This is a genomic window from Streptomyces vulcanius (assembly GCF_042653945.1).
GTDB lineage: Bacteria > Actinomycetota > Actinomycetes > Streptomycetales > Streptomycetaceae > Streptomyces > Streptomyces mangrovi.
In genome coordinates, this window is sequence record NZ_JBHSFK010000016.1 from 118766 (window position 1) to 136871 (window position 18106).

The window sequence follows — 18106 nt, forward strand, 5'->3', positions numbered from 1 at the left end:
TGAGGACTGCGGACGCGATATGAGTCAGGCCCGACACCGTGGCGGCGACCACGGGCAGACGTACCTGGTCAAAGCCATGTCCGCGGGCCCGGCGCTACCCGTCCTCGCGGTACTCGTCGTCGCGCTGGTCACTCTGGTCGGCGGCGCCGGGCCCGTCTGGCTGCACCTCCTCGCGGTCGGGCCCGCGCTCGCCGCCACCACTGACGGCCCGCGCGGAGTACTGGGCGTCGGGCTGCTGGCCGCCGCTCTCGGCGTGGTGCTCGGCGTCCACTACGGCGTCCCCTCCGGCGAGCTCACGGCCGTACTGTCCGCCCTGGTCGCGGTCACCCTGGCCAGCGGCCTGGCCGGCGCGCTGCGCGGGCGCCGGGAGCGGGTGCTCGCGGCGGTCCGGTCGGTCGCGGAGGCCGCCCAGCACGCCCTCCTGCTGCCCGTGCCGGACGTGGTCGGACCCTTCCAGGTGGCCGTCCGCTACAGCGCCGCCGCGGCGGAGGCCCGCATCGGCGGCGACCTCTACGCCCTCGTCCCCACCCCGTACGGCGTCCGGCTGATCGTCGGCGACGTGCGCGGCAAGGGCCTCCCGGCCGTCGGCACCGCCGCCCTCGTGCTCGGTGTCTTCCGCGAGGCCGCCTACGACGAGCCCGACCTCCTCACCGTCGTCGACCGCATCGAACGCAGCCTGGCGCGCAACCTCGGCCACGACGACTTCGTGACCGCCGTCGTCGCCGGCCACTCGGAGCCCGGACGGCTGCACCTGGTGAACTGCGGACACGCCCCACCCCTGCTGGCCCGCGCCTCCGGAGCCGTCACACCGGTCGAGCCCACCCGCCCGGCACCGCCCCTGGGACTGCGCGCCCTCACCGACGAGACCCCCACCCTCCAGGTGCTGCCCTTCGCCGACGGCGACCAGCTCCTGCTCTACACCGACGGGGTGACCGAGGCCCGCGACCACGGCCGCGCCTTCTACCCGCTCCAGGACGGCCTGGCCCGCCATCTGACCGACGAACCCGCGCGCACCCTCGACGCCCTGCACGACGAACTCCTCGCACACGTCGGCGGCCGGCTCCACGACGACGCGGCCCTGCTGCTCGTCCGTAAGCCCGCCCCCGCCCGGGTGCACCGCCAACTCGCCGGGCCCGGGCTGCTGTTGGGGGACCAGACTGTGTGACCGCTGTGACGGGTGTTGCAGACTGTCCGCATGACACCCATGCGGAAGATCGCCGCCGCGCTGCTGGCCACCTCGGCCGCGCTGCTGGCGACACCCCCCACCGCCTCGGCCTCCGTCCCGCACCCGACACCCGCCCCCCTGTTCCGGGAGACCTTCGACCGACTCCCGCTCGGCCCGGTCACCGAGGGCCGCGGCTGGACCACCGACACCTCCCACGGCTCCCTCACCGTCGAACCGAGCACCACCGGCCACGGCCGCGAACTGCGGTTGCGCACGGACGGCAACGGCCGCGCCTTCATGGTTCTCGACGACCTCGCACCCGCCGGCAACAGCTACTGGGCCCGGCTGCGGCTGCGCGTCGACCAGTTCCCCACCGCGCCCGACTGGGCCCACTGGACGATCGCCGAGGCCTCCGGCTCCGACACCCCCACCCTCGTACGCCCGCTGGGCGGCCAGTACGTCCCCACCGAGCAGGCCAACTTCTGGGGCGTCGGCTCCGACCTCGGCCCCACCGGCGACTGGACCGCCTGGAAGACCACCGCCCCCGCCACAGCGGGCGGTTGGAGCTGCGTCGAGTTCCACCTGGACGCCACCGACAACCGGGTCACCGTCTACCTCGACGGGGTCGAGCAGTCCGACCTGACCGTGTCCACCGAGCAACACGGCGGCACCGCCGACGACTTCGTCTTCCCGCGCTTCGACCGGCTCAAGCTGGGCTGGCAGTTGTACCAGGCCGACCCCACCCCGGCCTCGTACGACCTCCGCATGGACGACGTGGCGCTCGGCACGAAGCGCGTCGGGGGGTGTGCCGCATGAGCTCAGGAATCTCGCGCAGGGCGGTACTGGGCGGAATCGCCGGCGGCGTCGCCCTGGCCTCCGGGGTGACAGCGGGTCCGGCCGCCGCTCGCGACCGGGAGCCGTACGTCGCCCTGAACGTCGGCACCGGAGGCGGTCCGGCGGGAAGCGACCGGGTGCACGTGCTCAAGGTCGGCCCCGACTCCGCGCACACCGCGCTGGTCCTCGTCCCCGGCATGTTCGGCGCCGCGAACGACTTCCGGCTGCTGGCCCGGGACCTCGTCGCGGCCCTGCCCGGCGTGCAGGTGTGGGCCTTCGACCGGCGCGAGGAGAACCTGGCCGACCGCTCCGGATTCACCGGCCCCGACCCGCTCGCGTACTACCTCGACGGCCGCTACCGCGCGCAGGACCCCGCCGCCTCCGCCTTCGCCGCCGGCTGGGGCCTCACCCGCACCCTGGAGGACCTGCGGACGGTCGTACGGGCCGCGGCCTGCGACGGCCGGCGCCGGGTCGTGCTCGGCGGGCACTCCTGGGGCGCCACCACCGCGATGGCCTACGCCGCCTGGGACTTCGACGGCCGCCCCGGACACCGGGACCTCACCGGCCTCGTACTCGTGGACGGCGGGGTGCGCGGGGCCTTCGACGGCACGGGACAGGACGTGGCCGACTCGCCGGAGGAGATACGGCAGCGGCTCGCCGCGATCGACGGGGGAGCCGTCTTCGACCTCACCCTCAGCGCCGTCGGCCTCGGCGACCGGCCCGAGAGCACCCAGATCTGGTACCAGCTCGCGGGCCACTACGCGCACCACGACCCGGACAGCCGCTCGGTCCTCCAGCCCCGCATGCCCGACGCCCTGCGCCCGCAGGTCCCGGTCACCAACGCCGCCCTCCTCGGCATCCTGGTCGACGCCGGATTCGGCTGGCCGAACGACATCAGCGTCCACTCGGGAACGCTCGCCGACAGCGGCGAGACACGCGGCTGGACCGACACCGGCATCACCCCGATCGCCCGCGTCGCCGAGGCCTACGCGGGCGGCCCCGCGCCGGCCGTGTGGGAGTGGTACTGGCCGGCCCGGCTGTCGGTCGACCTCGACGTCACCGACGCCTACGCCGACACCGGCCTGGCCCGCTCGCTCGGCCTGCGGCTGCGCCACGCCGCCGGCCTCGCCGTCCCGCTCTACGCCTTCCAGACGAGCTACGCCAAGGGCACCATCGTGTCGGCCGCCCAGCGGGTCGTGGCCGGCTCCCGGATCCCGTACGCGACGTACGAGACCGACAACGGGATGAACCACCTCGACCCGCTGTTCGCCGCCACCGGCCACAACACCCTCACGCGCACCCTCGCCCCCTTCCTCGCCGGGCTGCGCTGACGACCGCCGGGCCCGCCGCCGTCACGACCACGTGGCGGCGGTGTGCCCGTGGTCCCACAGGCACACCACGCTGCGGTCGCCCCCGCCGTCCCGGATGTTGGCGTTGACGTCCGAGAGGAACGTGGTCAGGAAGGGCTGCCGGCCGTACCAGCGGCGGACGTACCAGTCGGCCACGTCCTGCCGGTCGAGCAGCTGCGCCATCGGCCCCGACGCGAGGACCAGCACATCGCCGGGCCGGGTCGACACCCGCTGCCACACCACGTCCGAGCCGTCCTCGGCGACGTCCGGGAGACGGCGTACGGACGACTCCGCGTCCGGGGTCACCAGCGGCGTCCACCGGGGCGCGTCGTCCGCCGGGTCGTCCTCGGCGCGCAGCCGCAGCAGCCGGGCGGCGCCCACTCCGAAGACGAGGTGCTGCCGCTCCCTGCGGTCCCCCAGCTGGGACAGCAGCCCGTACAGCGAGGTCGCCACCTGCGCGTCCTCACCCCCGCTCACCACCCCCGCGGTGTTCGCCCGGCCCACCAGACGCACCGAGTTGGCGACCCCCGCCAGGACGGCCCGCAGAGCCGAGGTGACCGACGCGTCGTCGCCCGCGCCGAACGGGCCGTCCCCGAACGGCGAGGCCCCGGAGGAGAGTTGGGTGACCAGGGCACGGCAGGCCGCGGTCGCCCCCGACTGGGACAGCGGCGCACCGGGCACCCCGGCCGCCACCGCGCTCAGCAGCACCGGCGCTCCCGCGCCGTCCACCAGCCTCAACTGCACCGCGTCCCTGCGGTGTTGACGGTCCTCGCGATGACGTGCGCCCCGCACGGACGCCGCCCGCACCACCAACGGGCCCAGATCCGCCCCGTCCACGACGCTGTCGGCCGCCGCGTCCCGGCCCAGGGGCAGTTCACGGGGCACCGCCGGGGTCGAAGCCTCAGCGGCCGGCGGGACGGCGTCCTCCCACTCCTCCAGACGGCTCCTGAGCCGGCGGATCTCCGCCTCGGCGGCTGCCCGAGCCGCCCGCGTCACGGTCAACTCCTCCTCCGTCGCGGCCTGTTCGGCGGTCACCTGACCGGCCCTGGCCTCGGCGGCCTCCTGGGCGGCGCGGGCGTGCTCCAGACCGCTCCCGCTCTCGCCCACCGCGCCCAGCAGGCCCGCCCGTTCGTTCTGCCACTCCGCCAACTGCCGAGTGCGTTCCGTCTGCCACTGCTGCGCCTGCCGCGCCCGCTCGGCCTCGACGCCAGCGAGTTCGGCGGCGCGTGCCGCCTGGGCCTCGCGCCGCACTCTGCGGTCCCGGGTACACAGCCGCAGCAGCAGCGCGTTGCCCAGCACGCTCACCGTCAGGAGGATCCCGAGCACCAGCGCCGTCATGCGACTTCTCCGTCTCGTCCGTTGCTTCCGTCCGTCGGGCGCGGTGTGCCGTCCGGGAAGCCGTTCAGCAGCCGCAGCAGTCGGCGGGCCGCCGGTCCGCCGGCCCGCCCCTGGAGCCGCAGCCAGGCGTCGGCGGGCCCGGTCCCGGCCTCGGCGGTCACGTCCCGGGCGGCCTCGCCGATCAGCCGCAGCGCCCGCGCCAGCCGCACCCGCACCAACTCCGCCACCAGGACGTGCCGTTGCTCCACCGCCGGGACCAACTCCTCGTCCATCAGCCGGCCGAGCTCCCCCGGGGGTACGACCGCCCGCACGGCGCAGGCCCGCCACGGCTCGGGCCACTCCCAGAGCCGGTCGCGGTTCCAGCCCGCCACCGAGTCCAGGCCGAGCCCGCCCCAGTCGTCCTCGGCGACCACGACGACACACGCCCTGGGCGCCCCGGGCCGTACGAGCAACGCGGTCAGGTCCCGGCCCGGGGCCTCCGGATCGCCCGGGTGCGCGGGCGTACGCCGGTCGCCGACGGCGTAGAGCAGCAGATGGCAGTCCGCGGGCCGCGAGCCCAGCCGTACGGCGTCGGCGGGCAGGCCCCGGCGCAGGGGCGCCGTCAGCCGGCGCACGGCCGGTGCCGTCCCGCCGAGGGCGACGCGCAGCCGTGGGGTGTCGCCCGCGGCCAGGGCCGTGAGGTCGTTCGCCAGCGCGGGGCCAAGACCACAGGCCCGCGCCAGCGGCAGCTCGGCCAGGGCGGCGATCCCGGCTTCCGCTCCACTGGTCGGGCCGTGAGGTGTCGTTGTTCGGCCACGGGACCGTTGCGGCTGGTCGCGCAGTTCCCCGCGCCCCTTTGGGACGCTCCGCTCGTCCGGCTCAGCCACGGCCCACTCCGCGGATGATGCGGCCCTTGCGCAGACAGCGGGGGGTGCTCGACTGGTCGGTTGCGACCAGGGGTGGTGAGGCGAGCCACTGGATCGGTGGGCTGACGCGGTCGCAGATGTCCGGCTGCTCGAAGTAGTCCTTGGCCTTGGTCCCGGTGAACAGGCGGGTCAGCTCGTCCGGGTCGACGACGGCCCGCCGCCCGGCCCATCCGGCGGGGTGCACCAGCTCCTCGACCAGGGCCAGGCGCCAGCTCCACCACCAGCTGCCCCGCAGGGCCGGGGCCCGGTGGTGGAAACCCAGCACGGCGTCCAGGGAGTGCAGCCAGGTGACCGCCGTCTGCGCGTCCTCCGGCTTGGCCCAGCGCCAGCCCTCCACCGGCTCCGGATACACGCTGGCGAGCAGGGCGAGCTGATGGACCGCCTGCTTGCGGAACTCCTCGCGGTCCCAGGGCACCCACTTCCGCTTCCAGCCGTCCGGCCAGCGGCCGAGCGCGGGATCGAGCGCCAGCAGCCGGTCCGCCTGCCAGATCCGCAGCAGGACCGTGAGCAGCAGGTCGCCCTCCGGGGGAGTGGGCAGCAGGGCCGCGAGCCGCTCCTCGGACCGGCCCTCCGCCTCGGCCTTCGCCGTGTCCAACAGCGCGCTGACCTCGGCCCGTTCGTCGTCCGTGAGGTCGGGCCACCGGGGGGCGTCGGTGGTCAGCCGCAGCTCCTGGACGTCGTATCCGGAACAACCGGACAGCGAGGGCACGGCGACGACGGTAGGCGCGGCGCCCGTGGGCTCCGGTTCCCCGGGCAGGATCTCGCCCGGTTCCAGCCCGCCCTCCCGGGCCAGCGCCGCGAGCCGCGCGGCCCCCTGCCGCCGGTCCGGCGCAGGCAGCCTCAGCAGCGCGACATGGGCGCGGGTCCACAGCGAGGCGGCGTCCTGCCCGGCGGGCGGCTTCTCGGTGCCGAAGGCGAACGCACGCTCGCGGTGGATCTCCCAGATGTCGTTCACCGCCTCCTCCAGCCTGGCGGGGAACCGCGCGCGTCGGGCCCGCTCCTCCCGCTCCCTGGCCTGGGCCGTCGCCGTCCGGGTCGCCGCCAGCTCGCGCTCCACCTCGTCGGCCTCCGTCTCGGCCGCCACGCGGCGCGCCCGTTCGAGTTCGACGTCCGTCCTCGCCCGCTCCCTGCGCCGCTCGGCCGTCTCGCGCGACTCCCGCTGCCCGGCGGCCTCCCGCTCCAGGGTCTCCGCCTCCGCCTCGACCCGCGCGGTCTCCGCGGCGTCCGCCGCCTCCCCGGCCGTCCGCGCCCTGTCCTGCTGCCGCCGTACGTCGTCCCGCGCGTCCTCCGCCCGCTTCTCGGCCCGCTCCGCCGCCAGCCGCGCGACCCCGGCCAGCTCCTCCGCCTCCCGGGCCTCGCCCAGCGCGCTGCGCTCCCGTTCCCGGGCCTGGACGGCCTGCTCCCGCGCGGTACGGGCGTCCGCCAGGGCTACCCGGGCCGTCGCGTCGGCGGCGCGTGCCGATTCCCCGGCGGACCGCGCCTCCTCCAGCGCCGTGGCCGTGACCTCCTTCGCCGCCTCCGCGTCCTGCCGTGCCGCGTACAACTCCGCCTGCGCGGCGCCCAGTTCGGCGACCGCCGCCGTCTTCGCCTCCCAGGCCAGCTGTGCGGACCGCCAGGCGTGCGCCCTCGCGGCCGCCGCCTCCTGCGCCGCATCGGCGGCCTCCCGGGCGTGCCGTACGGCCTCCAGCGCGTCGTCGGGGACCGGGGGCAGGCCCGGGGCGGGGGCCGTCGTGCCGCTCGCCCCGGTGGCCGCGCCGCCCGCGACGACGGCTTTGCTGAGGTCGATGCGCAGGCTCCGGACGACCGCCGCCGTCCGGTCGTCCAGCCGGGGCAGTTCGGCGCCCAACTGCTCCGTCAGCCGGAGGAGACCCTCCAGCAGGGGGCCGGCCGCGCGGGATCCGGGGGACAGCGCCTCCGCCGCCTTCTCCGCGAAGTCGGCGAACTTCCGGCGGGCCTCAGCGAGTTGCTCCTCGGATCCGGGGGCCCCGGATCCGGCGGCCCCGGGATCGTGTTCGGTTCCGTTCGCCATCAGTGTTCTCCGCTGTCGGGGTCCCAGCCGGCCTGGTATTCGCGCGCGGTGATCTCCATGGGCACCCGGTGCACCCAGCCCGGCCGCTGCTCGGCCTCGACGAAACTCCCCACCTCGGGCGTCCGCAGAGCACCGCGGTGCAGCCGGAGTTCGCCACGGGCGTCCAGGGTGACGCGGACCGGACTCGACAGGGCGTGGGGGTTGGCGGCGGGCACCCGCAGCTTGCCGAGGTGGACCGGGTCGCCGCCCTGGGGATCGCGGACGTAGAAGTGCAGGAACTCGGCTTTCTCGTCCTGCTGCGCGAGGTGGAGTTCGGCGATCCGCCCGGGCGTGGGCTCGACCAGCGGATCGGGATCCGCGCCCACATGGAACAGGTCCGGGAAGTAGACGAGCAGCGGTTTGCCCGCCTCGCTCCTGTCGCCCGGGAACACCTCCTGCGGGGCGAACCCGGGGCTGCCCCACTCCTGCGTCGCGGCGCAGATCTCGCCCGGCACCCGTACGGTCGGCTGGTGCGGGGCGAACCGCAGCCCCGCCCGGTTGTTCAGCGGGAGCGACTCGCGCCGGTCGGCGCCGTGCTCGTCGGGGATCCAGTAGTGCTGCCGGGGTCCGTGCCGGAACTCGGCCGTGAGATTGAGCCGTTCGTCCACGCAGATGCGGAACCGCATCTCGGCGCCCCGGTCGAAGTCCCAGGCGGGCGAGGACATGTCGCACCCGGCACGGCGGGCCCGGTTCTCCACCTCCAGGATCCCCCAGGGGATGGGGCTGCTGCCCGCCCGGGGACGGATCACGCTCGGCGTACGGACCACCTGGCGCCAGGGACTGGCCAGCCCCAGCGAGGTGTCGGCGCCCAGCTGCTCGAACGGTGTGCCGGACGAGAACAGTTCCCGCGCGCCGGCCGCGAGACCCTGAAGGGAGAAGTCGCAGGGCAGACAGCTGAACAACCCCTGGGTGACGACCGACAGCTCCGAGTGGATCATGCCCCCGGAGTCCCCGCGAAAGGCACCGACCCGGCCCCGCACCCGGTTCAGCCAGGCCGCGCCGAGGGACGTCGCCTGCTTGGCGAGGAACCCCGTCTCCACCTCCAGGCGTTCGGGGTTCCACGCCACCTTCCGGGTGACCCGGCCATGCTGGTAGTCGGTCTTCCGCAGCGCCTGGTGCAGCGCCCTGCCCACCGCCGCCATCGTGCTGCTGCGCCCCGCGAGCACCACCCGGTCCAGATACGGCGCCGCGTCGGCGGCCCCGCCCCGCGCGTTCGCCCCGCCCGCCTCGCCGGGCCCGGCGCTCATCCGCCGGAAGGCGTCGGAGACGAGCCCCGCCGCCATCTCGGCCGCCTGCCGGACGAAGGGTTCGACGAGGATGCGGAACTCGTCCTGTGAGAACACCACCGGCCCGGCGAGGTTCTGCAGCGGTTCGAACCGCTGGCGCAGGTCGTCGAGTTCGCCGTCGGTGAGGCGGGCGTCGCCGTTCTCCTCGCCGAGCGCCCGCTTGACCCGCTCGGCCAGCCGCCACAGCGTGCTGAACCGGGCCTCCCGCAGCCGGACCTCCTCCGCGTCCTCCAGCTCGCGCCCGTACTCGTGCCAGTGGGTGGGCAGCGCTGCCCGCAGCACCTCGCGCACCTCGGGGCTCACCAGGGACTCCCGGTTGCCCTCGGCCTGCCGCGCGACCCGCGCCGAGAGCCGTTCACCGCTCCGCTCCTGGTCGCCCGTGCCGACGTGGTCGAGCAGCGCGGCCTTGATCCAGTACAGGACGAGCAGGGTGAGCAGGTCGCCGCCGAGCTGGCCGTGCCCGATCGTGCCGAGGATCCGCGGCTCCAGCAGGTAGGCGCGGCCCGACGTGAAGCGCACCGACGGTTCCAGGGCCGGGGTCAGGTCCCGCAGGATCAGGTCGAGCAGCGCGATGTCCGTGGTGCCGCCGCCGATGTCGACGACCAGCATGACGGTCCGCCAGGAGTCCGGCTCACCCGGCACGGGCCGGGACGAGGCGCGCAGCGTCTCCAGGCCCAGGTCCAGGTTCGCGGTGAGGTCCCGCATCACGAAGTAGAGACCGGCCGCCAGGCCCTCGTCGGTGAGCAGTTCCACGTTGGCGACCGACAGCCCGTCGCGCACCAGGTCCTGCAACTGGCGCCGGGCCACCGGCGTGGCGGAGGTGGGGTAGGTGAGCAGCAGCGTGCTCAGCCGCCCGGGCTGCCCCGGCTCGTTGCCGTGCGCGGACCGCTCCGCCCGGTCCACCAGGAGGTGGTAGACGTGCTGGGCGAGGTGCACCGGGGTCGAACCCTGGTCGGGGCCGCCGTCCACGGGCGTGGTCAGGAGCTTCCGCTTGATCCCGGTGATGCCCTCGGTCTCCTCCGGGGTGAGCTCGTAGGCGAGCCCCCGGCCCCGGGACACACCCGCACGGTCCTGGTTTCCCTCCACCTCGCGCAACGAGGTGGCCGGGGCGCGGGTGGAGGTGCCCTCGCCGTAGTGGAAGTCCACCGGTTCCAGCTCGTGCAGGTCGAGCGCCGGGGTGCGCACGGTCGCGCTGGTCAGCGCGTGCAACTGCTCGACCAGCCAGTGCCGCAGCTCCGGGTCGTCGGTCCCGAACCGGGTCTCCTCGGCCCACAGCAGGACCCTGGTGGCCACGGCCAGGTTGTCCAGCTGCGTCAGCGCCTCGGCGCCGCCCGGCGCGCGGCCCAGCGGCCCGCCGATCTCCAACTGCCCGGCCCGCAGGGTCTCCAGGGCGCTCTTCCAGGCGCGCGGGGCGTCGTCCGGCGGGGCCGTCAGCGCGGCCAGCCGCTCGGCGAGGGTGGCGGCCTGGTGGGCGTCGACGTGCTTGCCCGTGTGGTGGCGGCCCAGCAGGGTGACCGTGGACGCGGTGGTGCCGAAGTCGACGGCCGCCGCCAGGCCTTCGACCGTACGTCCGGGCCGGCGCAGCACCAGGTGGTCGGCGGCGGGCGTACGCGGCGTGGGCGCGGGCCGTCCCGGCGGCCACAGCAGCAGGACGACGTCCGCGTGCGCGGCGCCCCCGGCCGTGGGGTCGGCCCCGGTGTACTGCACCCGCCAGCCGACCGTGAGCCGCAGGGGCCGCGCGTCCCGCACCGGGGCCGCGGCCGAGGACTGGGGATGGACCGCGAACAGCGCGAGCCGCGCCCCGTGCGAGATCCGCCGTGGTCCCTCCACCGAGAACGCGCCGTGCCCGCCGGCCGACCAGGCCTTGGCGAGGGCGTTGGTGAGAAGGGCCGGCAGCCGCTCGCCCTCCGGGTGCCGGACCCGTACCTCGGCCGGCAGATGCGCCGTCAGATGGGCGGGGGAGCCGACGTGTTCGAGGAGCACGTCCGGCAGGAGATAGCCGTCGGCGTCGGGGACCAGCACGTAGGACGCGGAGCCGTCGGGGATGACCTGCGCGGCCGGCTGCGCGGTCGGCTGCGGGGTCGCCGGGTTCGCCGGGGGCGGCGGCGCTTCCGGGTACGGCGGGGAGGGATGGGGGGCGCCGGGTGCGCCGTAGCCGTGAGGGGCGCCGGGTGTGCCGTAGCCATGGGGCGGGCCGTCCAGCGGCTGGCCCGGCTGCAACGGGACACGCGGCCCCGGGCCGGGGCTCCCACCGGGGCCCGGGAACCGGTCCGCCGGGGCCGGCCCGGGGCGGGCGTCCTCCGGCGGTACGGGGTGGGCGTACTCCGGCCGTACGGGTGTCTCGGCCCACTCCGTCGCCCGCTGCCGCGCCGACCCGAGCGCCTCCCGGCTCTCCTCGGACAGCGCGCCCGGGTCGGGCAGCTCGCCCCCGTCCGGAACCGTGAACGTGACGCGCAGTGCGCTGTTGCTCATACGTCTCCCCCGCTTCCCCGCTCACCCTTGAGCCACTTGCGGATCAGGTCGTCGATGGTGGTGGCCCGCTCCCCGGCATCCGGCTCCCCGGCATCCGGCTCCCCGGCGTCCGGCTCCGCCACCGCGGAGCTCTCCTCCGCCCGGCCCGGTGTCCGACGGCTCACCGCGGGCCGGAAGGCGTCCTGGTCGAGCAGCGACTCACGGACGTCGTCGAAGGTGTCCCGGAACACCTGGAGCACCCGGCGCAGCAGCCCGTGCAACTGGGCGCCGACCCGGTCCGCCGCCGCGTCCGCGATCGCCGCCCGCATCTGCAGCACGGCCAGCGGATGCCGGTGACGTTCGTCGGCCTCCCTGGCGCCGTTGTCGCTCTCGGCGTGCCAGGGCAGGGCGTGACCAGGTTGCAGCGGGAACGCGTGGCCCGGTTCCACGGCCGTCGACTCCAGGAACGCCGGTGCCCGCTCGGCGACCTGCCCGACCAGGGCGTCCACGTCGAGGCCGTCGAGCAGTTCGCCGAGGATCTCCGGATCGTGCATCCGCCGGGTGTACAGCTCGGGCAGCAGCAGCGCCGACTCCTCGTCGGAGGCCAGCCACTCACGGAACGGGGCTATCTCGTCGGACCAGTAGCCGCGCCAGTCCTCCAGCCACGCCTCCAGATGCTGGAGGTCCTGGGCGCGCTGGTCGGTCAGGACCCGTTCGAACAGCTGCTGGAAGACGGTGGTGTCGTCGACGATGGGCCGCGGCCGGGGGCGCCTGCCGAAGGACAGCGGGTCCCTTTCCACCGGCTGGCCGTGCGGCACCAGGTGGTCCGGACTGCGCAGGGCCCGCTGGAACAGCTGCTCCCACCAGTGCGCGCCGTACACGGCGGCCCGGACCTCGGCCCGGCTGCTGTCGACGTCCGGCGGCGCGGGGGCCTCGGGCAGCCTCGACAGGTCGGTCTCGTCGAGCAGTTCGACGTCCTTCAGGATCCGTCCGACGAGCTGCCCCAGCTCCCGGAAACGGGCGCCGGCCTCCCGGTACGCCTCCGCCTCCGGGGGCTCGTCGCGCGGGGCGGCCCGCCGGTAGGCCCGCAGCGCCTGGTCGACCTCGCGCTGGGCGGCCCGGGCCCGCTCCAGCCGGTGGGCGTCCCCGTGCCGGACGAGGTGCCGCTGGACCCCCTCGCGGATCGAGCCGAGGCCGCCGTCCTCCTCGTAGGCCCGCAGCCGGCCCGCCCAGCGGCTGCCGGGCTCTTCCTCCTCCAGCCGGGCCGCGAACTCGTGCCAGGTGGGCCGGTGGATGTCGGTCAGCCGGTCGGCGACGCTGCGGATCACGTCCTGTGTCTGGTGCGAGGCCTCCTCCCAGGGCTGCTGTTCCAGCAGCAGACCGGTGACGGCGGAGGCGAGGAAGATCTGGTCGCGGTTGTCGCCCTGTCCGATGATCTTCGGCGCGAACGCGGCCAGGCTGTTGAGGGAGTCCACCCGGCCGAGCCCGCCGCCGCCCGGCTGCCCGGCAGCCGGCGACGGTACGACGATCCGGTCGAACTGGTTGGCGGCCAGCAGCGCGGCCGTCCCCAGGGCCTCCTGACTGCGGCCGTCGGCGGCCAGCATCTGCCAGAAGTCGAGGGCGATGTCCGAGGGCAGATGATGGGCCGGCAGCACCAGCAGGATCGAGTGGATGTCCTGCAGGGCCTGCCGGCTGAGGTTGCGGTCCCGCCCGAAGGAGCCGACGGCACCGACCCCGGGGAAGTCCAGGATCTGCACGTCCCGCCCGTCCAGCAGGTCGCCGAGCGGCCAGTACTCCGGGTCCACCCCGACGACCTGCTCGACCCGCTCCACCAGCGGGAAGCAGTCCGCGAGCGCGGTACCGCCCTCCTCCACGCTCTCCCGGGTGATGGTGAGCTTGCGCGGCGCCAGCGGGGTGTCCGGGGTGACGGAGGCAACCGGCAGTTCGAGCACCCTGCGTACGACGCCGGTGCCCAGCCGCACCGGCCCGGAGCCGAGCAGACCCTGCTGGCCCTGTTCGGCGTCCCGGATCCGGAGCAGTTCGAGCGCGGCGTCCCGGAACCGCGACGAGATCAGTTCGGCGGCGACGTACTGCAGTCCCGGCGTCTGCCGGCCCCACAGGCACCGGTACCAGCCGAGGAACGGGGCCCAGCCCTGCGGTCCGGCCACCAGGTCGACACCGCCCAGCACCTGACCCGCCTTCAGCTCCGGTACCTGCTCGTCGAGCAGCCGCACCAGTTCCCGGGTGATCTCCCGGACGCAGGAGGCCAGCCGGTCCCGGGTCATGAAGTGGATCTCCGAGGTCTTCTCCAGCTCGGTGCCCTGCCCGGCCTCGCCCTGCCGCAGCCGCAGCACCGTGATGTTGCCGGTCGCGGGGCGCTCCTCCACCGGCAGCAGGTCAGGGCGGCCGAGGAGCGCGCCCAGCAGCAGGGACTTGCCGACGGTGTACTCACCGACGACGGCGAGCGAGATGGGCGCCGCGGTCCGCGCCCTCAGTTTCGCTGCGGCCCGCGCGAGCTTGTCCCGGGCGGCGGCCTCCTCCTTCTTCTCCTCCTGCTCCGACGCGGGCGGGTCGAGCGCGTCGAGGAAGGCCTCGACGTCATGGACGTACTCCTCGAGTTGACTGAGCGACAGCTGGCGTGCCAACGGGTCCCCCTGCGGTGGGCGGTGAGCTAGGTGCGAACGAAGAAGAGTTCGAGACGGATGGTGTTCCGGGCGCCGCCGCCGTCGTGATACGGGCGGATCAGCTTGGGATCGTTCTGGGGGAAGAACGCCGGTGCGTATGTGTGCACGCGCGGCGCGATCTCGTCGGCGAGGCGCTGGCTGCGGGAGAGGACGATGTCACGGCAGTCGCGGCAGGACGCGGCTGCCCCCCACACCAGCACGAGCGCGGCGTGCCGCCCCTCGAACCGCTCTGTCTGCCGCCGCACTTCACGCGTCACGTACGCCAGGGCCTCGGGCTCGCGCCCCAGCACGCCGTCGACGTCGACGTTCCGCACGGTGACCGACTCACTGTGCGGATCGAGGCCGGGAGGGGCGGTGCGGGTGGGGGTTGGGGAAGGGGTTGGTGGGGAGGGGGTTGGTGGGGGCGTCGGCTCGTCCCCGAGGTCCGACACCTGGCCGCCCAGGACGACGATGACGAGCATCAGCAGCAGGTCGGCGAAGAGCCACCCCGACGCCTGCCCGAGCGACAGCCCGCGCGGCCCCCTCACGCGGACCTCGGGGGGCGCGCGTCGGCGACTGGTACGGCGTCGGCGATCGGTGGATGGACCACTGTCGCGTCCTGGGGGGCGGTGTCCGCCGCCGACCGGTGCTCCGCCCACGCGCCGAGGAGTCTCTCCTGGCGCTCGTGCAGCCGGTCGAGCAGGGCCAGTTCCTCGCGGAGGGCTTCCGCGCGCAGCCGGTGGTCCTGCTGGGCGCGCACCCGTACGGCCTCCTCGTGCCGCGCCAGTCCCTCCAGCCGTGCCGCGAAGTCCTCGACGCGCTGCAACAGGTCGACGAGGACGGTCCGGGACTCCGCGGCCGAGGCCAGCAGCCGCTGCTCGGAGGCGAGATGCCGTTCCTGTGCGGTTCGGTCGGCCTCGGCGGCCCGCGTCGCGAGTGCCTCCCCCGCCTGCCGCACCTCCGCCTGGAGGGAGGCGGCGAGCGCGGTCACCGCGGTCTCGTAGGCGAGCCCGATGTGGTCGGCCCCGGACCCGGCCGCCTCGCCGATCGCCGTCGGCAGCACCGCGATGGCCTCCGGCAGGCCCGCCACGCTCCGGTCGAGCCCGGACGCCGACGCGCGCAACTCCTGTGCGGCAGCCGCCAGCGCGTCGCGCCCCTCCAGCAGAACCGCGCGGGTCTCGGCGGCCTGCCGGGCGGCCTGCGCCTCCTGCCCGACGGCCGCCTCCGCCACCACCTGCCCGAACCGCTCGACCGCGACGTCCGCAGCCCTGGCGAACCCCTCCGCCGCCGTGTCCGCGGCGCCCGAGAACCGGTCCGCCGCCGTGTCCGCGGCGCCCGAGAACCGGTCCGCCGCCGTGTCCGTGGCCCCCGAGAACCGGTCCGCCGCCGTGTCCGTGGCCCCCGAGAACCGGTCCGCCGCCGTGTCCGTGGCCCCCGAGAACCGGTCCGCCGCCGTGTCCGTGGCCCCCGCGAAACGCTCGGCGGCCCCTACCGAAGCCGCCCCGAGCCGTTCGGCCGCGGCATCGGTGGCCGACACGAACCGCCCGGCCGCACCGTCCGACGCGGATGCGAACCGCTCCGCCGCCATGTCCGAGGCTGATGCGAGGCGGCCCGCGGCTGTTGTCACCGCCTCGACGATGTGCTGGGCCGCTTCCTGCGCGGCGGTCACCATGCCGGTGGTGAGGGTGGCCGTCGAGGTCTGGACGGCCTCGCCGAAGTCGTCGGCGCCGCGGGTGAGGTGTTCGGCAGCCGTGGCCGCCTCCCGTGAGGCGGTGGCGATCGAGGCGACCGCCTCACGCAGGGCGGCGGCCGAGGCGTCCATGACGCGGGTCGCCGAGACGGCCTCGGTGGAGGCGGCGACGGCCTGCCCCAGCAGCTCCTGGGAGAGCTCGCCGGCCCGGTCCGACAGCCGCAGCAGCAACCGCAGTTCGGCGGCGGCACCCTGCAACTCCTCGGTGAACTGCCGGGGTTCGGTGTGGGCGGCGGCGACGGCCGCGGCCTCGACGCGGGCCAGGGCGTGAGCCAGCCGCCGCAGCAGCCGGCGGTCCTGCTCGTCCGCCCGGTTCTGCGCGCTCCGCCAGGCCAGGGTGACGGCCACCACCAGCACCAGCAGCGTGATCGTGTACCAGACCAGCTGGTCGAAGCGGAGAAAGCCGGACAGGTGTCCCGCGAAGCCCTGCTGCCACATCTCCAGGAAGGAACCCCGCAACCGCGCCGAACGGTCCTGCCGCGCCTCGTGGTACGCGTACATGGCCAGCCCGAGCCCCGACCAGGTGAGGACCAGCGGGGCGTACACCATCACGGCGGTGGCGGAGCCAAGTCGCCGTGCCCAGACGGCCGTCCGCGCCGTACCGGGGGCGAGGGCGCCCTCGCCCGCGTACGCGGCGACCAGCCCGCCGCCGGACCAGGCCGAGAGCCCCTCCCCGCGCTCGACGGCCCCCGCCAGCTCCTCCAAGGTGGCCTGCTGGAAAGCGAGTTGCGGTTCGGCCGCGAGCTTCCTCAGCTCGTGGCCGAGACCGGACCCCGCCGTCTCCGTCGCAGGCTCCGCTTCCACGGACATCGGCATCCCCCCGGAAACCCACGAAACGAACACACCCTCCATACCTGTCTTTTCTACCTCTTCACCCGCCAAGTGTGTTGTTGTGCCGTGAAGTTCGGATGCGTTGCGGTGTTGCCCGTTACGCTGTGGACCCATCGCCACAGCCCGGGAGGCGGCCCTGGACGCCCGGATGACCTGTTTCGCACCGGCCACCGACGGCGGCCAGGACCTGCTGGACCACCATGTCGCCCCGATCTGCGCGGCCCTGGACATCGCCCTGCGCGTGGTGCGCCCGCCCGCGAACCGCGCCACCGGTCTGCGCGCCAAGCTCGACGGCTCGGCCTTCGTCCTGTGGGACGGCTCCCTGGAGGACGAGCGCGGCATCTACGACGCCCTCACCCTGTGGGCCAAGCTCGACCGGTCCAACATCATCGTCAGCCGGACGCCCCTGCCGCAGAACGTGCTCACCTGGAACCAGTTCGCCCCGCCGCACGGCGGCACCCTCGACAACGCCCGCATCGGCGCCTGGCTGCACACCCACCTCGCGGCCCGCCTCGGCAGACCCGCACCGCCCGCCGCCCCCACGACCACGACGGAGGCCGCCGCCCACTACTGGATGTACGAGCGTCCGGCACGGTACTTCCTCAGCCACCGCGGCACCCACCACCAGGCCGTGGCCCAGTGGCGTACGGCGTTCGAGCGCGAGCGCGGCCGGACCGTACGGGTCGTACCGGCCCAGGAGTTCTCGTACCCCACCGAGGTGGTGACGCGCGCCCAGATGTGGGAGGGCGTCGCCCGGCTGTTCCGTGAGATCGCGGTGACCGGCCGCATGCTGGTCTATCTCACCGCCGACTACTTCGACTCCTTCTGGTGCGCGAGCGAGCTGCTCGGCGCGACCGAACTCGCCCGGAACCAGGGCCTCCTGGGAGTGGTTGGACGCGGAAGGAACACCCCGCCCCCGGTCGAACTGGCCCTCCCCGGACGGCCGGACACCACCCCGTTCGCCCCCGTGGCCGAGAAGCTCGGGCTGCGCCCGCCGGACCGCGAGGAACTCCGGCGATTCCGGCGGCTGTTGGCCAACTGCGACCCGCTCTCCTGCGCACCCGAGACCGTCCACGCCCCGCGCGGCGCCGGCCGGCTGATCGCCGCACTGGTCAAGCCGTTCGGCTTCTACGACGCCGAGGTCGTCCGAGAGGACTTCTGGAGCGTGGTGCGGGTGCCGTGCCCCGGCTGCGCGCCCCGGCACCGGTCCGCCGACCGCGTCGACTGGCAGGCCCATGTCGCGGCCCCGCCGCCCACCGGCACGGACGCCTTCGGCTACTTCCCCGCCGCGGAATCGGATCTCGCCCGGGGCGTCCTCACCTGCCCGACCTGCGCGACCCGCTGCCGTCTGGTCAACCGCCGTGGGGCGCGCGTTCTGTGGACCCCGGTGATGTCCACCGAGGCCGACCAGAACCGTCCGGTGGTCCGGCGGATACCGCTGTGGGAGGTGCTACCGCCGGGCTGAG

11 protein-coding genes are annotated in these 18106 nt (G+C 74.9%); 4 read left to right on the top strand and 7 right to left on the bottom strand.

Annotated features, from left to right (window positions below; all coding sequences use genetic code 11):
- Nucleotides 1-76 precede the first annotated feature (76 nt).
- The 3 genes from ACFPIH_RS24790 to ACFPIH_RS24800 are packed head-to-tail and all read left to right on the top strand — an operon-like array spanning nt 77 to nt 3330.
- On the top strand, nt 77-1165 hold the full coding sequence (locus ACFPIH_RS24790; RefSeq protein WP_381169192.1) for a PP2C family protein-serine/threonine phosphatase: 1089 nt from the start codon (nt 77-79) through the stop codon (nt 1163-1165).
- A 30-nt stretch (nt 1166-1195) separates the two neighbouring features.
- Entirely contained in the window at nt 1196-1981 is a 786-nt protein-coding gene (locus ACFPIH_RS24795) for a hypothetical protein (protein ID WP_381168710.1), read from the top strand.
- Nucleotides 1978-3330: an alpha/beta hydrolase gene (locus tag ACFPIH_RS24800; RefSeq protein ID WP_381168708.1), complete on the top strand. Its 1353-nt coding sequence runs from the start codon at nt 1978-1980 to the stop codon at nt 3328-3330. Before ACFPIH_RS24795 ends, ACFPIH_RS24800 begins: the two co-directional genes overlap by 4 nt.
- A 21-nt stretch (nt 3331-3351) precedes the next feature.
- Here the strand turns inward: ACFPIH_RS24800 and ACFPIH_RS24805 are convergent, their stop codons facing one another.
- The 7 genes from ACFPIH_RS24805 to ACFPIH_RS24835 are packed head-to-tail and all read right to left on the bottom strand — an operon-like array spanning nt 3352 to nt 16619.
- Nucleotides 3352-4686: a protein phosphatase 2C domain-containing protein gene (locus ACFPIH_RS24805; protein WP_381168706.1), complete on the bottom strand. Its 1335-nt coding sequence runs from the start codon at nt 4684-4686 to the stop codon at nt 3352-3354.
- Entirely contained in the window at nt 4683-5552 is an 870-nt protein-coding gene (locus tag ACFPIH_RS24810) for a hypothetical protein (RefSeq protein WP_381168704.1), read from the bottom strand. Before ACFPIH_RS24810 ends, ACFPIH_RS24805 begins: the two co-directional genes overlap by 4 nt.
- A complete protein-coding gene (locus ACFPIH_RS24815) occupies nt 5545-7620 on the bottom strand; it encodes a hypothetical protein (protein ID WP_381168702.1) in 2076 nt (691 codons plus the stop codon). Before ACFPIH_RS24815 ends, ACFPIH_RS24810 begins: the two co-directional genes overlap by 8 nt.
- Entirely contained in the window at nt 7620-11417 is a 3798-nt protein-coding gene (locus tag ACFPIH_RS24820) for a hypothetical protein (protein WP_381168700.1), read from the bottom strand. The genes ACFPIH_RS24815 and ACFPIH_RS24820 overlap by 1 nt, the downstream gene beginning before the upstream one ends.
- A complete protein-coding gene (locus tag ACFPIH_RS24825; protein ID WP_381168698.1) occupies nt 11414-14041 on the bottom strand; it encodes a dynamin family protein in 2628 nt (875 codons plus the stop codon). Before ACFPIH_RS24825 ends, ACFPIH_RS24820 begins: the two co-directional genes overlap by 4 nt.
- A 26-nt stretch (nt 14042-14067) precedes the next feature.
- The gene (locus ACFPIH_RS24830) at nt 14068-14607 is read right to left on the bottom strand and encodes a hypothetical protein (protein WP_381168696.1); all 540 of its coding nucleotides are present in this window, start codon (nt 14605-14607) and stop codon (nt 14068-14070) included.
- Nucleotides 14604-16619 (bottom strand): hypothetical protein, encoded by a 2016-nt coding sequence (locus ACFPIH_RS24835; protein ID WP_381168694.1) that lies wholly within the window; start codon nt 16617-16619, stop codon nt 14604-14606. Before ACFPIH_RS24835 ends, ACFPIH_RS24830 begins: the two co-directional genes overlap by 4 nt.
- 169 nt (nt 16620-16788) lie before the next feature.
- Between ACFPIH_RS24835 and ACFPIH_RS24840 the strand changes: the two genes are divergently transcribed.
- Nucleotides 16789-18105, top strand: coding sequence for a hypothetical protein (locus ACFPIH_RS24840; RefSeq protein ID WP_381168692.1), 1317 nt, complete (start codon nt 16789-16791; stop codon nt 18103-18105).
- Nucleotide 18106 lies beyond the last annotated feature (1 nt).

Bases quoted from the DNA above. Each gene is read 5' to 3' on its own strand.
- ACFPIH_RS24790 (WP_381169192.1), top strand. From the start codon at position 77: ATGTCCGCGGGCCCGGCGCTACCCGTCCTCGCGGTACTCGTCGTCGCG.
- ACFPIH_RS24795 (WP_381168710.1), top strand. From the start codon at position 1,196: ATGACACCCATGCGGAAGATCGCCGCCGCGCTGCTGGCCACCTCGGCC.
- ACFPIH_RS24800 (WP_381168708.1), top strand. From the start codon at position 1,978: ATGAGCTCAGGAATCTCGCGCAGGGCGGTACTGGGCGGAATCGCCGGC.
- ACFPIH_RS24805 (WP_381168706.1), bottom strand. From the start codon at position 4,686: ATGACGGCGCTGGTGCTCGGGATCCTCCTGACGGTGAGCGTGCTGGGC.
- ACFPIH_RS24815 (WP_381168702.1), bottom strand. From the start codon at position 7,620: ATGGCGAACGGAACCGAACACGATCCCGGGGCCGCCGGATCCGGGGCC.
- ACFPIH_RS24820 (WP_381168700.1), bottom strand. From the start codon at position 11,417: ATGAGCAACAGCGCACTGCGCGTCACGTTCACGGTTCCGGACGGGGGC.
- ACFPIH_RS24835 (WP_381168694.1), bottom strand. From the start codon at position 16,619: ATGTCCGTGGAAGCGGAGCCTGCGACGGAGACGGCGGGGTCCGGTCTC.
- ACFPIH_RS24840 (WP_381168692.1), top strand. From the start codon at position 16,789: ATGACCTGTTTCGCACCGGCCACCGACGGCGGCCAGGACCTGCTGGAC.